15 protein-coding genes are annotated in these 15,099 nt (G+C 55.2%); 12 read left to right on the forward strand and 3 right to left on the reverse strand.

The genetic code is table 11. The features are described 5' to 3' along the window. Window positions 1-27 precede the first annotated feature (27 nt). The 4 genes from panB to guaA all read left to right on the forward strand — a co-directional run bounded on the left by panB (window position 28) and on the right by guaA (window position 4,596). Window positions 28-843, forward strand: coding sequence for a 3-methyl-2-oxobutanoate hydroxymethyltransferase (gene panB, locus ALFI_RS13055; protein WP_009597956.1), 816 nt, complete (start codon window positions 28-30; stop codon window positions 841-843). A gap of 252 nt (window positions 844-1,095) precedes the next feature. Then, on the forward strand, window positions 1,096-2,574 hold the full coding sequence (gene guaB / locus ALFI_RS13060) for an IMP dehydrogenase (protein WP_014776155.1): 1,479 nt from the start codon (window positions 1,096-1,098) through the stop codon (window positions 2,572-2,574). 2 nt (window positions 2,575-2,576) lie between these two features. Then, on the forward strand, window positions 2,577-2,909 hold the full coding sequence (locus ALFI_RS13065) for a DUF3795 domain-containing protein (protein WP_014776156.1): 333 nt from the start codon (window positions 2,577-2,579) through the stop codon (window positions 2,907-2,909). 157 nt (window positions 2,910-3,066) lie between these two features. Beyond that, complete coding sequence (gene guaA / locus ALFI_RS13070) at window positions 3,067-4,596, forward strand: glutamine-hydrolyzing GMP synthase (RefSeq protein ID WP_042494129.1); 1,530 nt, start codon at window positions 3,067-3,069, stop codon at window positions 4,594-4,596. 148 nt (window positions 4,597-4,744) lie between these two features. Here guaA and ALFI_RS13075 read toward each other — a convergent pair whose 3' ends face one another. Both ALFI_RS13075 and ALFI_RS13080 read right to left on the reverse strand, forming a co-directional pair. Beyond that, on the reverse strand, window positions 4,745-6,115 hold the full coding sequence (locus ALFI_RS13075) for an MFS transporter (protein ID WP_014776158.1): 1,371 nt from the start codon (window positions 6,113-6,115) through the stop codon (window positions 4,745-4,747). A gap of 182 nt (window positions 6,116-6,297) precedes the next feature. After that, window positions 6,298-7,386 carry an SGNH/GDSL hydrolase family protein gene (locus ALFI_RS13080; protein ID WP_014776159.1) on the reverse strand — a complete coding sequence of 363 codons (1,089 nt, stop codon included), beginning with the start codon at window positions 7,384-7,386 and terminating at the stop codon, window positions 6,298-6,300. Between the two features lie 437 nt (window positions 7,387-7,823). Between ALFI_RS13080 and ALFI_RS13085 the strand changes: the two genes are divergently transcribed. Next, on the forward strand, window positions 7,824-8,318 hold the full coding sequence (locus tag ALFI_RS13085; protein ID WP_009598029.1) for a 3'-5' exonuclease: 495 nt from the start codon (window positions 7,824-7,826) through the stop codon (window positions 8,316-8,318). Between the two features lie 79 nt (window positions 8,319-8,397). Here ALFI_RS13085 and ALFI_RS13090 read toward each other — a convergent pair whose 3' ends face one another. Then, window positions 8,398-9,657, reverse strand: a complete 1,260-nt coding sequence (locus ALFI_RS13090) for a porin (protein ID WP_014776160.1) — start codon at window positions 9,655-9,657, stop codon at window positions 8,398-8,400. A 263-nt stretch (window positions 9,658-9,920) separates the two neighbouring features. Here ALFI_RS13090 and tpx point away from each other — a divergent pair, with 263 nt between their 5' ends. The 7 genes from tpx (at window position 9,921) to ALFI_RS17170 (ending at window position 15,092) form a co-directional block, all read left to right on the forward strand. After that, a complete protein-coding gene (gene tpx, locus ALFI_RS13095; RefSeq protein ID WP_009597966.1) occupies window positions 9,921-10,427 on the forward strand; it encodes a thiol peroxidase in 507 nt (168 codons plus the stop codon). A 21-nt stretch (window positions 10,428-10,448) separates the two neighbouring features. Next, a complete protein-coding gene (locus ALFI_RS13100; RefSeq protein ID WP_009598086.1) occupies window positions 10,449-10,724 on the forward strand; it encodes a putative quinol monooxygenase in 276 nt (91 codons plus the stop codon). A 513-nt stretch (window positions 10,725-11,237) separates the two neighbouring features. Continuing rightward, window positions 11,238-12,605, forward strand: coding sequence for a site-specific integrase (locus ALFI_RS13105; RefSeq protein WP_014776161.1), 1,368 nt, complete (start codon window positions 11,238-11,240; stop codon window positions 12,603-12,605). Between the two features lie 194 nt (window positions 12,606-12,799). Beyond that, window positions 12,800-13,081: a hypothetical protein gene (locus tag ALFI_RS13110; RefSeq protein WP_014776162.1), complete on the forward strand. Its 282-nt coding sequence runs from the start codon at window positions 12,800-12,802 to the stop codon at window positions 13,079-13,081. A gap of 236 nt (window positions 13,082-13,317) precedes the next feature. Beyond that, window positions 13,318-13,584, forward strand: a complete 267-nt coding sequence (locus ALFI_RS13120) for a hypothetical protein (RefSeq protein WP_014776163.1) — start codon at window positions 13,318-13,320, stop codon at window positions 13,582-13,584. 4 nt (window positions 13,585-13,588) lie between these two features. Beyond that, window positions 13,589-14,539 (forward strand): DUF4373 domain-containing protein, encoded by a 951-nt coding sequence (locus ALFI_RS16240; protein ID WP_014776164.1) that lies wholly within the window; start codon window positions 13,589-13,591, stop codon window positions 14,537-14,539. A 271-nt stretch (window positions 14,540-14,810) separates the two neighbouring features. Continuing rightward, window positions 14,811-15,092: an HU family DNA-binding protein gene (locus ALFI_RS17170; RefSeq protein WP_014776165.1), complete on the forward strand. Its 282-nt coding sequence runs from the start codon at window positions 14,811-14,813 to the stop codon at window positions 15,090-15,092. The last annotated feature ends 7 nt before the right edge of the window (window positions 15,093-15,099 follow it).

Consider the following 15,099-nt stretch of genomic DNA (forward strand, 5'->3'; position numbering starts at 1 on the left):
AATGCTCCATCGGGTTCGCAGTGAACTATGTCTGTAGAAAGTACTGTCAGGGCCGTTACGACCTACCGGCTGACGGAGATGAAACAGCGCGGCGAAAAGATCGCCATGCTGACCTCGTACGACTATTCGATGGCGAAGATCGTCGATGCCGCGGGTATCGACGTGATTCTTGTCGGCGATTCGGCGGCCAATGTGATGGCCGGTTATGAAACGACGCTTCCCATCACCCTCGATATGATGATCTATCACGCCTGCTCGGTCGTGCGCGCCGTCAATCGCGCGCTGGTGGTCGTCGATCTGCCGTTCGGCACTTATCAGGGCAATTCGAAGGTGGCGCTCGATTCGGCCGTCCGCATCATGAAGGAGACCGAAGCCGACGCCGTGAAGATCGAGGGCGGCGAGGAGATTCTCGAATCGGTCAACCGCATCCTCTCGGCCGGTATTCCGGTGATGGGGCACCTCGGACTTACGCCGCAGTCGATCCACAAGTTCGGCACTTACAATGTGCGTGCGAAAGAGGAGGCCGAGGCCGAGAAGCTGGTGCGCGACGCCCACCTGCTGAGCGAAGCGGGCTGTTTCGGCATCGTGCTCGAAAAGATTCCCGCCGCGCTGGCCGCCCGCGTGACGGGTGAAATTCCCACCCCGACGATCGGCATCGGCGCCGGCGGTGCCTGCGACGGTCAGGTGCTGGTAATTCACGACATGCTGGGCATCAACAAGGGATTTTCGCCCCGTTTCCTGCGCCGCTACGCCGACCTGCACGAGTTGATGACGGGGGCTGTACAGCAATATATCAAGGATGTGAAGGAGTGCGACTTCCCCAGCGAGAAGGAGCAGTATTAGGAGATATTTTAAAGTGAATTGCGGGGCGCGGAACGGCGCCCCGTTTTTTTGCAGCGGCGGATCGCCGGGCTGTTGCCCGCAGTCCGACCGCAAAGGCGGTGGCGATGCCTGCGGTCCGTATCGCGTTGAGATACGGCAGGCTGTTGCGTTTATCATAAATTGTTGATAAAAAAATCGAAGGGAAGGCCCGGAATTTAGGCCGTTTCAAAAAAAAATGATTACTTTTGCATGCAACAAAAATCCACGTTCATTATGTCTTTTATCAATGAAAGGGTTCAGCCCGAAGGACTTACCTTCGACGATGTGCTGCTCGTACCCGCCTATTCGGAAGTGTTGCCGCGAGAGGTCAATATTCAGACCCGTTTCTCGCGAAATATCAAACTCAACATCCCCATTGTGTCCGCCGCCATGGACACCGTTACGGAAGCGCCGCTGGCTATCGCGCTGGCCCGTGAAGGCGGAATCGGCGTGATTCACAAGAATATGTCGATCGCCGAGCAGGCTGCGCAGGTCCGCCGGGTGAAACGCGCCGAGAACGGCATGATCTACGATCCGGTGACCATCTCCAAGGAGAATACCGTCGGCGACGCCCTGAACCTGATGCGTGAGAACAAGATCGGCGGCATCCCGGTCGTGGACGGCAATAACATCCTGATCGGCATCGTCACCAACCGCGACCTGCGGTTCCAGCGCGACATGATGCGCCGCATCGAAGAGGTGATGACTCCGGGCGACCGGCTGATTACGACCCATAGCACCGAATTGTCGCATGCGTCGGAGGTGCTGCTCAACAGCAAGATCGAAAAGCTCCCCGTGGTGGACGACAAGGGCCATCTGGTGGGGCTTATTACTTATAAGGACATTACCAAGGTGCAAGACCATCCCAATGCCTGCAAGGACGCCAAGGGCCGCCTGCGCGTGGCCGCCGGCGTGGGCATTACGCCCGATGCGCTGGAGCGTGTCAAGGCGCTGGTCGCCGAAGACGTCGATGCCGTGGTGCTCGACTCCGCGCACGGGCATTCGATCGCCATGGTGCGCAAGCTGTGGGAGATCAAGGAGGTTTATCCTTCGCTGGAGGTGATCGCAGGCAACGTGGCTACGGCCGAAGCCGCCCGGTTCCTGATCGAAAACGGGGCCGACGGTGTGAAGGTCGGCATCGGGCCGGGCTCGATCTGCACGACGCGCATCATCGCGGGCGTGGGCGTTCCCCAGCTTTCCGCGATCTTCGACGCGGCTTCGGCGGCGGCCGGAACCGGCGTGCCCGTCATCGCCGACGGCGGTCTGCGCTATTCGGGCGATCTGGTGAAGGCACTGGCTGCGGGCGGCGACTGCGTGATGATCGGCTCTATGTTCGCCGGCACGGAGGAGGCTCCGGGCGAAACGATCATCTACAACGGCCGTAAATTCAAATCCTACCGCGGCATGGGGTCGATCGACGCCATGAAGGCCGGATCGGCCGACCGTTATTTCCAGAAAGGGTGCGAAAACAACTTCAGCAAACTCGTTCCCGAAGGCATTGCGGCCCGTGTGCCGTTCAAGGGAACGCTGAGCGAGACGGTCTATCAGTTGGTCGGCGGCGTTCGCGCCGGCATGTTCTACTGCGGTGCGAAGGACATAGAGACCCTGCAGCGCGCGCGCTTCGTCCGCATCACCTCTTCGGGTATGCACGAGAGCCATCCGCACGATGTGGCCATTACCAGCGAAGCGCCCAACTACAGCAGCGAACGTTAGTTATGAATCCCGAAATCGCGGCCTGCGGGCTTTTTTGCGGGAACTGCCGCAAATTCGGCAAAGGAAGCTGTCCGGGGTGCCGCCCGAACGAAAAGGCGTCGTGGTGCAAGGTGCGGGCATGCTGCATCGAACACGGCTGGCAGAGCTGCGCCGAATGTACGCTGATGCCGCCTCAGACCTGCAAAAAGTTCGACAACTTTATCGCCAAGGTCTTTCAGGTCGTTTTCCGTTCCGACCGCCGGGGATGCGTCGAACGTATCCGCGAAGTGGGGCAGGAGGCTTTCGCTGCGGAAATGCGCCTTTCGGGAAGCTACAACCGTCCGGTAAAGAAATAGTAATTAAAGGATTCGAAGTCTTCCTTGACAAAGGGAGATCAAGAGGGATTTTAAGCATGAAACCGGCGTCTGAGACGCCGTAACGTGAGTCCGACGAGTTTCATGGCTTGTAAACCTTCCGAAATTGATGAACCCAGATTCGTCGGACTTACGTTATATTATGGAAAAAATCCTGATTCTCGACTTCGGTTCGCAGTACACGCAGCTCATCGCGCGGCGTGTGCGCGAGTTGAGCGTCTATTGCGAAATCCACCCCTTCAACAAGATTCCGGCGCTCGACGCTTCGGTGCGGGGTGTGATTCTGTCGGGCAGCCCCTTCTCCGTACGGGACGAGAACGCTCCGACATCCGATCTTTCGGCCATTAAGGGCAAACTGCCCCTGCTGGGCGTCTGCTACGGCGCGCAGTTCCTCGCATCGGCCTTCGGCGGCGAGGTGCAGCCCGCCCCCAGCCGCGAATATGGCCGCGCCATGCTCACGGTGGGCGATGCTGACGACGCGCTGATGCGCGGCCTGCCCAAAACCACGCAGGTATGGATGTCGCACGGCGATACGATCACGTCGGTTCCGGCGAACTATAAGATCGTCGCCAGCACGGAAGACGTGCGCGTCGCGGCGTTCCATGTCGAGGGCGAGCAGACGTGGGGCATCCAGTTCCACCCCGAAGTGTACCATTCGACCGACGGCATGCAGCTGCTGAAAAACTTCGTCGCAGGTATCTGCGGCTGCAAGCAGGAGTGGACATCGGAGAGTTTCGTGGAAGCCACCGTGCGCGAACTGCGCGAAAAGCTGGGCGACGACAAGGTCGTGCTCGGACTTTCGGGCGGCGTCGATTCCTCGGTGGCGGCCGTGCTGCTGCACAAGGCCATCGGCAAGAACCTCTATTGTATTTTCGTGGATTCGGGCCTGCTGCGCAAGAACGAGTTCGAGGACGTGCTCGAATCCTACAAGAACATGGGCCTGAACGTCAAGGGCGTCAAGGCCGGCGCGAAGTTCCTCGGCGATCTGGCGGGCGTCAGCGATCCCGAAACCAAACGCAAGATCATCGGCCGCGATTTCGTCGAAGTGTTCAACGAAGAGGCTGTCCAGATCAAGGAGGTGCGCTGGCTGGCGCAGGGGACGATCTATCCCGACGTGATCGAATCGGTGTCGGTGAACGGTCCCTCGGCTACGATCAAGTCGCACCACAACGTCGGCGGCCTGCCTGAGAAGATGAACCTGCGGATCGTCGAGCCGCTGCGCCTGCTCTTCAAGGACGAAGTGCGCCGCGTGGGACGTTCGCTCGGTATTTCCGAGCAGCTGATCGGCCGTCATCCCTTCCCCGGACCCGGTCTTGCGATCCGGATTTTGGGCGATATTACGCCCGAAAAGGTCGAAATCCTGCAGAACGTGGACAGGATTTATATCGAAGCCATGCGCGATGCGGGTCTTTACGACAAGGTGTGGCAGGCGGGCGCGATTCTGCTGCCCGTGAAGAGCGTGGGCGTCATGGGCGACGAGCGCACCTACGAAAGCTGCGTCGCGCTGCGCGCCGTGACTTCGACGGACGGCATGACCGCCGACTGGGTGCACCTGCCCTACGAGTTTCTCGCCAATGTGTCGAACGACATCATCAACAAGGTCAAGGGGGTGAACCGCGTAGTCTACGACATCTCCTCGAAACCGCCCGCAACGATCGAGTGGGAGTAGGGGCCTGTGAAGGGTGAATACCCTGATCGGAGGTGAAATGCCCTGACGATAAAGCCGCCCGGTTCTCGAATGAACCGGGCGGCTTGTCTGTTGGGCCGTGTTTGGGCCGTTTTTCGGTCTGTCTATAGGTTCCGGTTATTCGGAATTGCTATGCGGCCTGCTTTTTCTTTCTGTTGAGGAGCGGGAGGAGGAACGAAATCACGGATGCCGCGATCCAGAAGATCGCCGCCTGCGAGAAGTCGTATATCTTCTCGCCGTTCTCCGCCACCGTAATGTTTGCGTCTATGAGCCATCCGCTCGCCACGTCCTGCAGTCCCGCCGCGATGTAGCTGGCCACGCCTACCACTCCCAGCGCGGCACCCGTCGCCTTCCGCGGCACGATGTCTACGGCCATCAGCCCGCCGAGGAAACAGATCAGCACGCCGATCGCAATGCCGAACAGCACCATGCTGAGGACGTTCACCCATAATGCGTCGCCGCCGTATATGAACAGAATCAGCGCCACGGAATTCAGTACGCCGAATATCAGGGCGGGCATATGCCGGTCCCCCTTGAACAGCTTGTCGGAAAACCATCCGGACAATACGGTTCCGATGATTCCCAGCAGGGCGTTTATCGATACGATGGATATGGCTTGTGCATCGGAGAAGCCTTTCGCCTCCTGCAGGAACAACACGCCCCACCCGTTGATGGCATAGCGGGATATGTACATGAATGCGCTCGCGGCCGCGAGAATCCACACCGCAGGCGTCCGCAATACCTGCTTCTGAATCTCTTTTACGGATAACTCCTGCCCGGTTGCCGGCTCTTCGTGCGCCAGCGTCTCCACGGGCGGCAGTCCCTTCGATTCGGGCGTGTCGTGGAGCATCAGCAGCACGATGACGGCTCCGATGGCGCCTGCAATCGCAGACCCGAAGAATCCGGCCTGCCAGCCGGCTATCGAAACGATGCTCCCCACGAAGATGAAGGAGAAGAACTCGCCGAGGTTGTGGCTTGCCGAGAAAAATCCGTAATAGGTTCCCCGCTCCTTGAGCGGATACCAGCGCGAGAGGGAGATGATTGCGGGCGGCGCACCCATGGACTGCGCCCAACCGTTCAGACCCCACATCACGGCGAATGAAATGAAGATGACGGCTGTCGGAATCACCGAGTGTGCGACGCCGAGCGCTCCCATGAGCATGTTCGCCACGGCCGATACGATCAGTCCTGTGGCCATGAAACGCTTGATGTTGCAGTAGTCTGCGATGAATCCGTTCACGAACTTCCCGACGGCGTATGCGAACAGGAGGGCCGAGCTGATCACCCCGATCTGCGTGGCGTCGAGCGTGCCGCTGTCGAGGATAGGCTTTTTCATGACGTTGAGCGACGTCCTGCACACGTAATAGAGACTGTATCCGAGCGTTGCGGCGATGAATGCCTGCAGCCGGAGCCGTTTGTATAGTTTCTGCTCTTGTGCGGGATCGAGCTGCCGGCGGGGAACCGGTGAAGAGATGCGGTAAAAACGGGTAAGGAAATTCATTGGCTGAAGTCGGTAGTTTTGGTTTATCTGTTTAAGCGGGTGCATGCGGCAGCACCGCACTATTGACAGAACACTTCAGACGTGCCCGATACGTAACGGGAGAGCGGATTTTTCCCTATAAAACGGCAGCGCCGCCGGAGTCCTCACTCCGGCGGCGCTGCTTTCGCCCTGCGGCGGGGCGGTTAGCGTATGCCGTATTTGCCGAGTATCTTGCGGATCTGCGGCTCGATACGGTCGAGCATGTAGGTAAATCCGAGATCGGTCGGATGCGTTCCGTCGGCCGTGGCGATATGGTCGCTGCCCAGCAGATCGCCCGGATCGACGAAATAGATGTTTTTGTCGGTCTTCATGCGGTCGCGGACCTGCGCTTCGGCGGCGGCCTGCTTCTCGCGTTCGAATTTCTCGATCCGGGTGCTGAAGTTGCGGGTTTCGCGCCGGATGGTTTGCAGGAAAATCAGCGGCGTGGTGGGATGCGTGCGGCGGATGGTATCGACGAAAGCGTCGAAACGTTCGTTGATGACCTCGGCGCTGGGATTCGAGAAACAGTCGAAGACGAAGGCGTCGGCTTCGACGCGGGACAGATACGATGCGAATTCGGGCTGCATGGTGCACTGTCCGCTGAAACCCAGATTGATGCAGTAAAGTCCCGTGTCGCGTCCGAGACGAGACGAATAGGCCATGCCTGCGCGTCCGGCCGCGATTCCGTGCGTAATGCTCGAACCGTGGACGACGATCTTGTGGCGGAACGGATTTTCCATCGGGGTGATGACGCTCTTTTCATCGACGCCGATTTCGAGCTTCTTCAGCTGGTCGTAAAGCGGCAGATAGAGCAGGCACTCCTTTTCGCCCTCCGCCATATTGCTGATTATTGCGGCGTCGTGGCGGTCGTTCTTGCCGTTGATCTTCGGTCTGCCGACTCCGGCGAAGACCCACTCTCCGTTGTTGCGGATGTAGAGGTCCAGCCCTTTTTGTGCGACGGCGGCCATGTTGTCGCTCGGATTTTTGCCCGACGTCTCCCAGCGGGCGCGGATCGTGCGGCTGTCGGTGCGGAACACGACGGCCAGTCCCGTCGGGTGGTAGCAGTAGCCGGGGGTCTTTGCGGGCACCCGGAAGCGGGTGGTGTCGATGCGGTTGTAGGGCTGTTCGGTGGGAAGCGCCTTGCCGATGACGGTCAGCGTCGCGGCGTCCACGTAGCGGACGGGGTCTGCGGAGCGGGCTGCCGATGCGGAAAGCAGGCCACCGAGCAGCAGAAGCAGGGGTAGGTGTTTCATAATAGGTAGTGTTGTTTTGGTATTCAGGAATACAAAGATAGTATAATTATAATCGGATATAATCGGACGATATTCGGCCAGCTAAAATTTTTCCAGACCAAGCCCGCCGCGACGGTATGGTTGCGGGCGTTCTGATTGTCAGGCGGGCGATATGCCGGCGGTTCCCGGCGCTGGCCGCCGGAGCGTTGTAACATATTTGAAACGTTCCTCTCTTCGTATTGTCATCGGGGCGTCGCAACGGCGAAACAGGGGGAGCGTAGTTTTGCGGTGTCGAAAGAAAACCGCTCTCCGGATTCCCGCCGACGGCGAATCTATTGACCGATCCTGAAAACTTCACCCCTCCCGTTCGCAATGAACGGGATTTTTTTGCGTTTGCAGGGTGCGGCCGCCGCGGAAAATGCCTATATTTGCGGCGGCGACAAGTCCCGGAAAGCGATATGAAAGATTTTGCAGCGATAGATTTCGAAACGGCCAACGGCAAGCGCACGAGCGTCTGCTCGGTGGGCGTGGTGGTCGTACGCGGCGGCGAGGTGACCGATTCGTTTTACAGCCTGATCCGCCCGCGACCCAATTTTTACAGCCGCTTCACCACGGCCATCCACGGCCTGACCTATGACGATACGGCCGAAGCGCCCGATTTCGAAACGGTGTGGAAACAGATCGCCCCGCGCATTGAGGGCCTGCCGCTCGTGGCCCACAATTCGCCCTTCGACGAAGGGTGCCTGCGCGCCGTCTTCGAACTTTACGGCATGCCTTATCCCGGCTATCGGTTCTACTGTACCTGCCGGGCTTCGCGGCGGACGTTCGGCACGCAGCTGCCCAATCATCAGCTGCACACCGTCTCGGCCGCCTGCGGTTTCGACTTGGCGAACCATCACCACGCTCTGGCCGATGCCGAAGCCTGCGCCCGGATCGCGCTCAAAATCCTGTAAAAGCATACGGTTCTATTGAAATGCACCCCAAAGTTATCTCGCTTTGGGGTGCATTCCATTTGAAAGTGGGTATTTCGTATCAGAGTCCCAGTTCCAGCTGGAACCGGATCTCCCAGCGGTTGTAATTGGGGTCGATCGACTCGCTGCGGTGGTTGTAGGACATGTCGGCCTGCACTTTCAGGCTGTGTCCGATGATGTAGCGGGTAACGCCGAAAGTCGTCTGGTTCCAGCGTTTGTAACCGGCGAAAGGCTGCACCTCGCTTTCGGGGAAGAGCGTCGAGTTGCGCAGGGCGATCTCCCATTTCTTGTCGAAGAGGTAGCTGGTCTGCACGTTGAGACCCTGACCGTTGTACACGAAGGCGTTGCTCCGGGGATCGAACAGCGGTTCGTCGCAGCTGCGGCCCATGAAGTCGGTATAGAATGCGAATCCCCGGTATTTGAGGATGAAGTCGGCGAAGTAGGAACCCAGATTGCGGGTCGCGTCGTCGGGCATGACGGCGCCGCGCTGGCCCTTCAGGCGCGACGCCTTGTGGTTGTAGGAATAGGCTCCCGCCAGCAGTATCTTGACCCGTTCTTCGCCTTCGAAGTCGCCTTCGAGCACGTCGCCTTTCGATTTGAACCGTCCCAGCGGATAGAGTTCCAGACGTCCCGTGTAGGCCACTCCTCCGATCGCCGAACTGCCCCAGTTGCGGCCTTCGCCCAGCGTTACGGAGCCTTTGGCCGAGAGGTTGAACCCCTCGCCCTGACGCATGTTGTATTCGCCGAAGAATCCGAAGCCGCGGTCGAGATTGAATTCGCTGTTGACGATGCTCCGGTCGATGAACTGCAGGGCGCTCGACGAGTTGGTGCGCGCCCGGTTGGCCTTGATCTTGGTCTGGCCGAATCCGATGTTCCATTTGGGGCTGGGCACATAGTAGACGATGGCGTCGCGGACGATGTTCATGTTGCCGTTGGGCAGCGGTTCGGTATCGTACGAGGTGAAGCCCAGTTGTATGGAGTAAACCAGTTTCGGGGAGTAGATGTGTCCGTCGAAACGCAGCCGCAGGCGTTTTACTTGCGCGTCGGTTTTGGCGAGCGTAAAATCCTTGTCGAACGACAGTCCCACCATGTTCTGCATGCGGAAGCGCATGGTCAGCGAGAACCAGTTGCTTTTGGGGCGGAACGTGATGCCCTTGCCCACTTCGAGGTTGGGCATGTTGCGCAGGCGTTCCCGCAGTTCGGCGTCGTTGTCGAGCGAATCGGCGGTAATGACTTCGGTGCGCCTGAGCGGCGAGCGCTCCTGTGCCGCGGCGATCGAGCAGCAACTGGTCAGCAGGAGCAGGAGGAGTGTTTTTTTCATTTCGGTCTTGTCTGTTTTTTCCGTTCGTCCGGTTCCCCGCAAAAATACAAAAAATATGCGCGTCCCGGTTAATTTGCTGCAAAGTTGGAAAGTAAACCTGAAAAGAATATGAAACAGACTTTGGAATCCTGCCGGAAAGGAATTAAATTTGCTGGAGCGGACGGGAGGATCGGACTGATTCGGAGGACTCCCGGCCGCCCGGCCGAAAAACAATAAACCCCGGCCGGGGACGTTTAATAATATAACCGTTAAAGTAAACTGTCATGTCAGAGACAAAATTCAAAGGTTCGCCCGTGCGTGTCGCCGGCGAATTCATAACGGCGGGCGCCGAAGCTCCCGCTTTCGAACTGGTTAAGAGCGATCTCTCGCCCCTGCGTCTGAGCGACCTCAAAGGCAAGCGCGTCGTGCTGAACATCTTCCCAAGTCTCGATACGAGCGTATGCGCGACTTCGGTGCGCAAATTCAACAAGCTGGCCGCTTCGCTGCCCGATACCGTCGTTGTGGCCGTGTCGAAGGACCTGCCTTTCGCGCATGCCCGTTTCTGCACGACCGAGGGCATCGAGAATGTCGTGCCCGCATCGGATTTCCGGGCATCGGGATTCGACGGGGCTTATGGCGTGCTGATGGCCGACGGACCGCTGGCCGGCCTGCTGGCGCGTGCCGTCGTGGTGATCGACAAGGCGGGCAGGGTGGTGTACACCGAGCTGGTGCCGGAGATTACCGAGGAGCCTGACTACGACAAGGCCGTCGAAGCCGTGAAAGCTAACTAACAGACCTAAATAGATACGATCATGATAAGACTGAATGTTTTTATCCGCACGACCGAATCCAACCGTGCGGAAATACTCTCCGTGGCAAAAGAACTGGTGACCGCTTCGCTCAAGGACGAAGGCTGCATTGCGTACGATATTTTCGAGAGTGCGACGCGTCCGGACGTGCTGATGATCTGCGAGACGTGGAGCGACGCCAAGGCGCTGGCTGCACACGAACAGGCGTCGCATTTCACGACGCTGGTGCCGCGTCTGCATCAGTTGGGCGAAATGAAACTGGAGAAGTTTGTTTTCTAAACTCCGGCAACGGTAGACATACCCTCCGCATCAAGATGCGGAGGGTATGTTGTTTTTGCAGCAGGTGTGTTTTGTCCGGGGAAATGGACAGGATGCGGGGGAGGGCTTGTGCGGACCCGCCCCCTATGGCACTTCCTGTTTTGTCTGCTGGATTTGCTTCTCGTTTTGCAGATTATCAACGCGAAGGCGAATCCGGTGCGATGGAAAAATGAAATTTTGACTGCATTTCTTTGTATTTCGTCAAAAAGATTCTATATTTGCACACCCGTTTCAGGATAAAGGCCCGGAACGGCGACCGGAGAGTTGGGTGAGTGGCTGAAACCACCAGTTTGCTAATCGCAAAAAGAGGCCAAACGGCAAAAAATACGCAAATCATTCATTTGCACTGATTTTTAACTAATTAACAGCGTTCGAATTATGTTCGGACGCTGTTTTTTTGTTGCATAATCAGCAGTTGAAAGGTACATTTGCTGTAAGAAGTTTTCTAATAGTTTTATAAAAATTTCTTGCCTTATGCCGACTTTTAAAACCGTTATTCATCCCCCGTACAAAAGAGCAGACGGGACGTTCAGAGTGAAAATTCGAATCACTCACAATAAACAATCGCGGTATCTGCCGACCCCCTACTACGCCAGCGCAGCAGAAGTAAACGACAAATTCGATTTCAAACGGGGAACCTCGTATGTTGATGATACCCGTCCTATAATTGATAAGTATAGAAAGGTCTGCAACAAATACGCCGATAAGATCGACACGATGGATGTCGGGCAAATCGTCGAATTAATCCAGAATTTCAAAGACGAGGAAAATTTCAAATTGGATTTCTTTGCTTATGGCCAATTACACATAGAGCGGCTCAAGGCAACGGGGCGCATACAAAACGCCACTATGTACGGAACGGCGTTAAGTGCGCTCCGGCGCTTCATTGGCCGGGATAATTTAGACATTCGGGAAATCACGTCTAAATTCGTCGGCAGATTTATAGATTTTCTTATTCAAGAACCACCGCGCCCCGGCCATAAGAAAGGCCGTCGGGCACCCTCTCTATATTTTTCGACGTTACAAGCCCTGCATAATGCAGCTAAAAGGGAATATAACGATGAAGATTTGGGGATTATCCGCATTCAACTCTCGCCGTTCTCAAAGGTGAAAAAGCCACCCATCCCGACAACAGACAAACAGCCTTTGAGTTTAGCACAATTCAGAAAACTACTTACCATCCCAGATGATACGTCATTTGTACGCAAAGGAGATTGCAATTTACAGGATTTAGGCCGGGATGTAGGCATCCTAACGTTCCTGCTCATCGGAATAAATACCGTAGACTTATACGAAGCAAAGGGAATACAAAACGGACGCCTTATATACAATAGGAAAAAGACCAAAAATCGCCGAACAGACAACGCACGGGTCAATATCCGTATTGAGCCAGAGGTAATGCCGCTGATCGAAAAATACCGTGATCCGACCGGGGTTCGCCTTTTCAACTTTCATAGGCTATACAAGAGTGTAAATAACTTTAACCGATCAGCGAACATAGGGCTTAAACGGATCGGAAAGATCATCGGATTTAAGGATTTAGAAACCTACACTTTCCGTCGAACATGGGCATCCTTTGCATGGAACTACTGCGGTATCCGGGATGATATTATAGATTTCGCGCTCGGGCACTCTCCGCGCAGCGCATCAAAACTGGCTCACATATACATTACCGAGGATTGGGATGTCGTCGATCAAGCCAACAGGCTTGTAATCGACTGCATTTTCAGCAATCGAGTGAATACAATCATTAAAAACACAATTCAGACCCAGCAGATTACCCTAATTGCCCCGAACAATCCATCCAGCACATTGGGGCAACGACTTATAGCGTCCCGATAAACCTCTTTGTTAAAATTCATTTTTTCGCCTGTTGCCCTAAAAAGCAGCAGGCGCATTTTATTTGATTGTCAGTCTTTTAGATATGTCGAGACCTTTTTAAATTGCTTGTATGCTATCTTTTCATTTTGTACCTTATAGTCACCGCAAAAATGTGATTTTTACATATTTCACACAACCTAAAACAAATATACAAAATGGACTACGAGCACATCAAACAGGGCGAATTACCTCGAACATGGAGTGATATTTTAGGGGGATTTGGCTGCGGGGAGATTAAAAGATTCCCTTTAGAGGGACAAGCATTAACCAATGCCCGGCACGCTATACCGCGCATGGGCCGTAAGGGGTTGAAATTCCGCACACGTTCAAAAGGCGATCATTTCTACATCCTTTGCACCGCCCACCAGCAGGATGGAGCTCGTCTTTCTCGCAAAGAAATTCAACAACTGTTCCGGAGCCTCGAACTCGGAGAATAACCCCCATGCCCTTATGCAAACTCAATGGCATATCAAGATTGACTGTGACTGGCAGACAATCACACACGAAATCACCCCGCGCGTTCGGGTGATTGTCGATCTGTCACACGCAATTCGAACAATAGCGAAAGACGGACAAGCCATCGACACTTGCCAATTTGGGCCCGACATCCTGCGACACTATCAATGGCTACTCCGAATAGCTGAAGATGCCGAACAGGTGAACACACAAAACTATGGATGATCTATTCGAACAGAAGAACCTGATAATGGAAAGCGCCGCGCTGGGTGCCTCTATCGCCCTCAACCGTTTGGGGCTGATTAAGGACGAAATTTCACAGCGTGAAGCGTTCCGTGTCTACGGAGAGAGCCTCGTGCGAACGTGGTTAAATCGCGGCTGGATAACCCGTATAAAACCGGGTGCCGGGAATACGAAAGTAACCTATTCCCGAATCGAACTCGACACCGTAAAGCAACTTTACAACAAAGGAAAATTGCGCTAATAACATGGCAGGCAGAAACGTAAAACGGGGTTTAGTGTATTTCCGGATGGACTGCGACATCTTCCAAGACCGGAAATTAAAACGGCTGATGCGTCGATGGCAAAACGACGGGCTGGCTGTCTACCTCGCCCTGCTATGTGAAATCTACCGGGACAAAGGGTACTATGTTACTGCGGACGACGATCTGATCGCCGACATCGCCGACACCTGCCTGCTCGACGATGAGCGCACGACACTTATATACAACGACTGCATAGACCTCGGCCTATTTGACCGCGAAATACTCAAGCAACAAGGCTTACTGACATCCAAAGGCATACAGGCCCGCTACCTCGACATTATGACCGTTTTGCGGCGTAAAGGCGGTATAGATGCAGCATTATCCCTCATTTCTTCGGAAGAAATAACCGAAGATGCGGAAAGAATACCCGAAAATTCGGAAAGACGGGCGAAAACTGACGAAACTATCCGAAGAAATGCACAGCAAACCCAATTTCCACCGAACAATGCGGAAGCTGTACCGGAAAATTCCGAAGAAACGGCTATTAACTCCGACAATAGAGAAAGAGAAGATAATAAAGCAGATGATAATTCAGAAACAAACCTACATACACATAGTGAAAAATGGAAAGGGGTTAAAGGGGAAAACCAAATCGAAAACGACCGGGCGGCCCTTGCCATGTTCAACCGCAGTTGGAACGAACTCGCCAAGCACGAACGAATGTATATCTGGGTTCGTCGCCACTATCCGATCATGTTGGAATTTGAACGGCCTTTGACCCTCGACAACTGCCGCAGCATCACGGACAGAATAACCGACTGGCACGATGTCGAGCGGCTTATGGAGAGCATAGCGAATCGCCGGAACGTATTAACCGCCCACACCAGCGCAATAGCCACATTCAACAGTTTTGCCCGGATGGATGTTGTATTGCAACGAAAGCAGAAGATATGACAGAACTGTACGACACAATATGCCGAATTGTTGAAGAAAAACGAGCGGCACGCCGCCATCCGACAATAGCCCTGTCGTTGGAAATATCCCAGCGTACAGGATGGCCCGTGTTCATCATAGAGTGGGAAATGCGCGAGTTGGAGCGAGCCGGGATAGTTTATGTCGGCAGAACCGCAGGCCCGGACTATGCCACTCCCCGGTGCGCTATATCGAAACAAATAAAGGCGTCACGCCCTTACATAAATCATTAACTAAAAAACAACCCAAGCCAATGACAAAAAAAGAGTTAGTAGACCTAATCGCGGACAAGCGAGATTTGAGCGCCCAGATGGTGCTTACGGTCGTAGAAGATTTTATGAAAATCATTCAAAGTAGCGTGGCCGATGGCCAGCGCATTTTTCTGCGTGGCTTCGGTGTTTTTCAGCCGAAAGAGCGAAAAGCCAAAGTAGGCCGAAACATCACACGAGGGGAACAACTCTCTATTCCTCCGAAACGTGTACCCCAATTCCGCCCTTACCCCCACTTTAAAAAAGTCGTGGAAAAGGGTAAGTAAAAACTCC

The organism is Alistipes finegoldii DSM 17242 (assembly GCF_000265365.1).
Lineage (GTDB): Bacteria > Bacteroidota > Bacteroidia > Bacteroidales > Rikenellaceae > Alistipes > Alistipes finegoldii.

Coding starts and splice junctions, on each gene's coding strand:
- tpx (WP_009597966.1), top strand. CDS start 9,921: ATGTCAGAGACAAAATTCAAAGGTTCGCCCGTGCGTGTCGCCGGCGAA.
- ALFI_RS16240 (WP_014776164.1), top strand. CDS start 13,589: ATGGCAGGCAGAAACGTAAAACGGGGTTTAGTGTATTTCCGGATGGAC.
- ALFI_RS13065 (WP_014776156.1), top strand. CDS start 2,577: ATGAATCCCGAAATCGCGGCCTGCGGGCTTTTTTGCGGGAACTGCCGC.
- ALFI_RS13075 (WP_014776158.1), bottom strand. CDS start 6,115: ATGAATTTCCTTACCCGTTTTTACCGCATCTCTTCACCGGTTCCCCGC.
- ALFI_RS13085 (WP_009598029.1), top strand. CDS start 7,824: ATGAAAGATTTTGCAGCGATAGATTTCGAAACGGCCAACGGCAAGCGC.
- ALFI_RS17170 (WP_014776165.1), top strand. CDS start 14,811: ATGACAAAAAAAGAGTTAGTAGACCTAATCGCGGACAAGCGAGATTTG.
- panB (WP_009597956.1), top strand. CDS start 28: ATGTCTGTAGAAAGTACTGTCAGGGCCGTTACGACCTACCGGCTGACG.
- ALFI_RS13100 (WP_009598086.1), top strand. CDS start 10,449: ATGATAAGACTGAATGTTTTTATCCGCACGACCGAATCCAACCGTGCG.
- ALFI_RS13080 (WP_014776159.1), bottom strand. CDS start 7,386: ATGAAACACCTACCCCTGCTTCTGCTGCTCGGTGGCCTGCTTTCCGCA.
- ALFI_RS13120 (WP_014776163.1), top strand. CDS start 13,318: ATGGATGATCTATTCGAACAGAAGAACCTGATAATGGAAAGCGCCGCG.
- ALFI_RS13090 (WP_014776160.1), bottom strand. CDS start 9,657: ATGAAAAAAACACTCCTCCTGCTCCTGCTGACCAGTTGCTGCTCGATC.
- ALFI_RS13105 (WP_014776161.1), top strand. CDS start 11,238: ATGCCGACTTTTAAAACCGTTATTCATCCCCCGTACAAAAGAGCAGAC.
- ALFI_RS13110 (WP_014776162.1), top strand. CDS start 12,800: ATGGACTACGAGCACATCAAACAGGGCGAATTACCTCGAACATGGAGT.
- guaB (WP_014776155.1), top strand. CDS start 1,096: ATGTCTTTTATCAATGAAAGGGTTCAGCCCGAAGGACTTACCTTCGAC.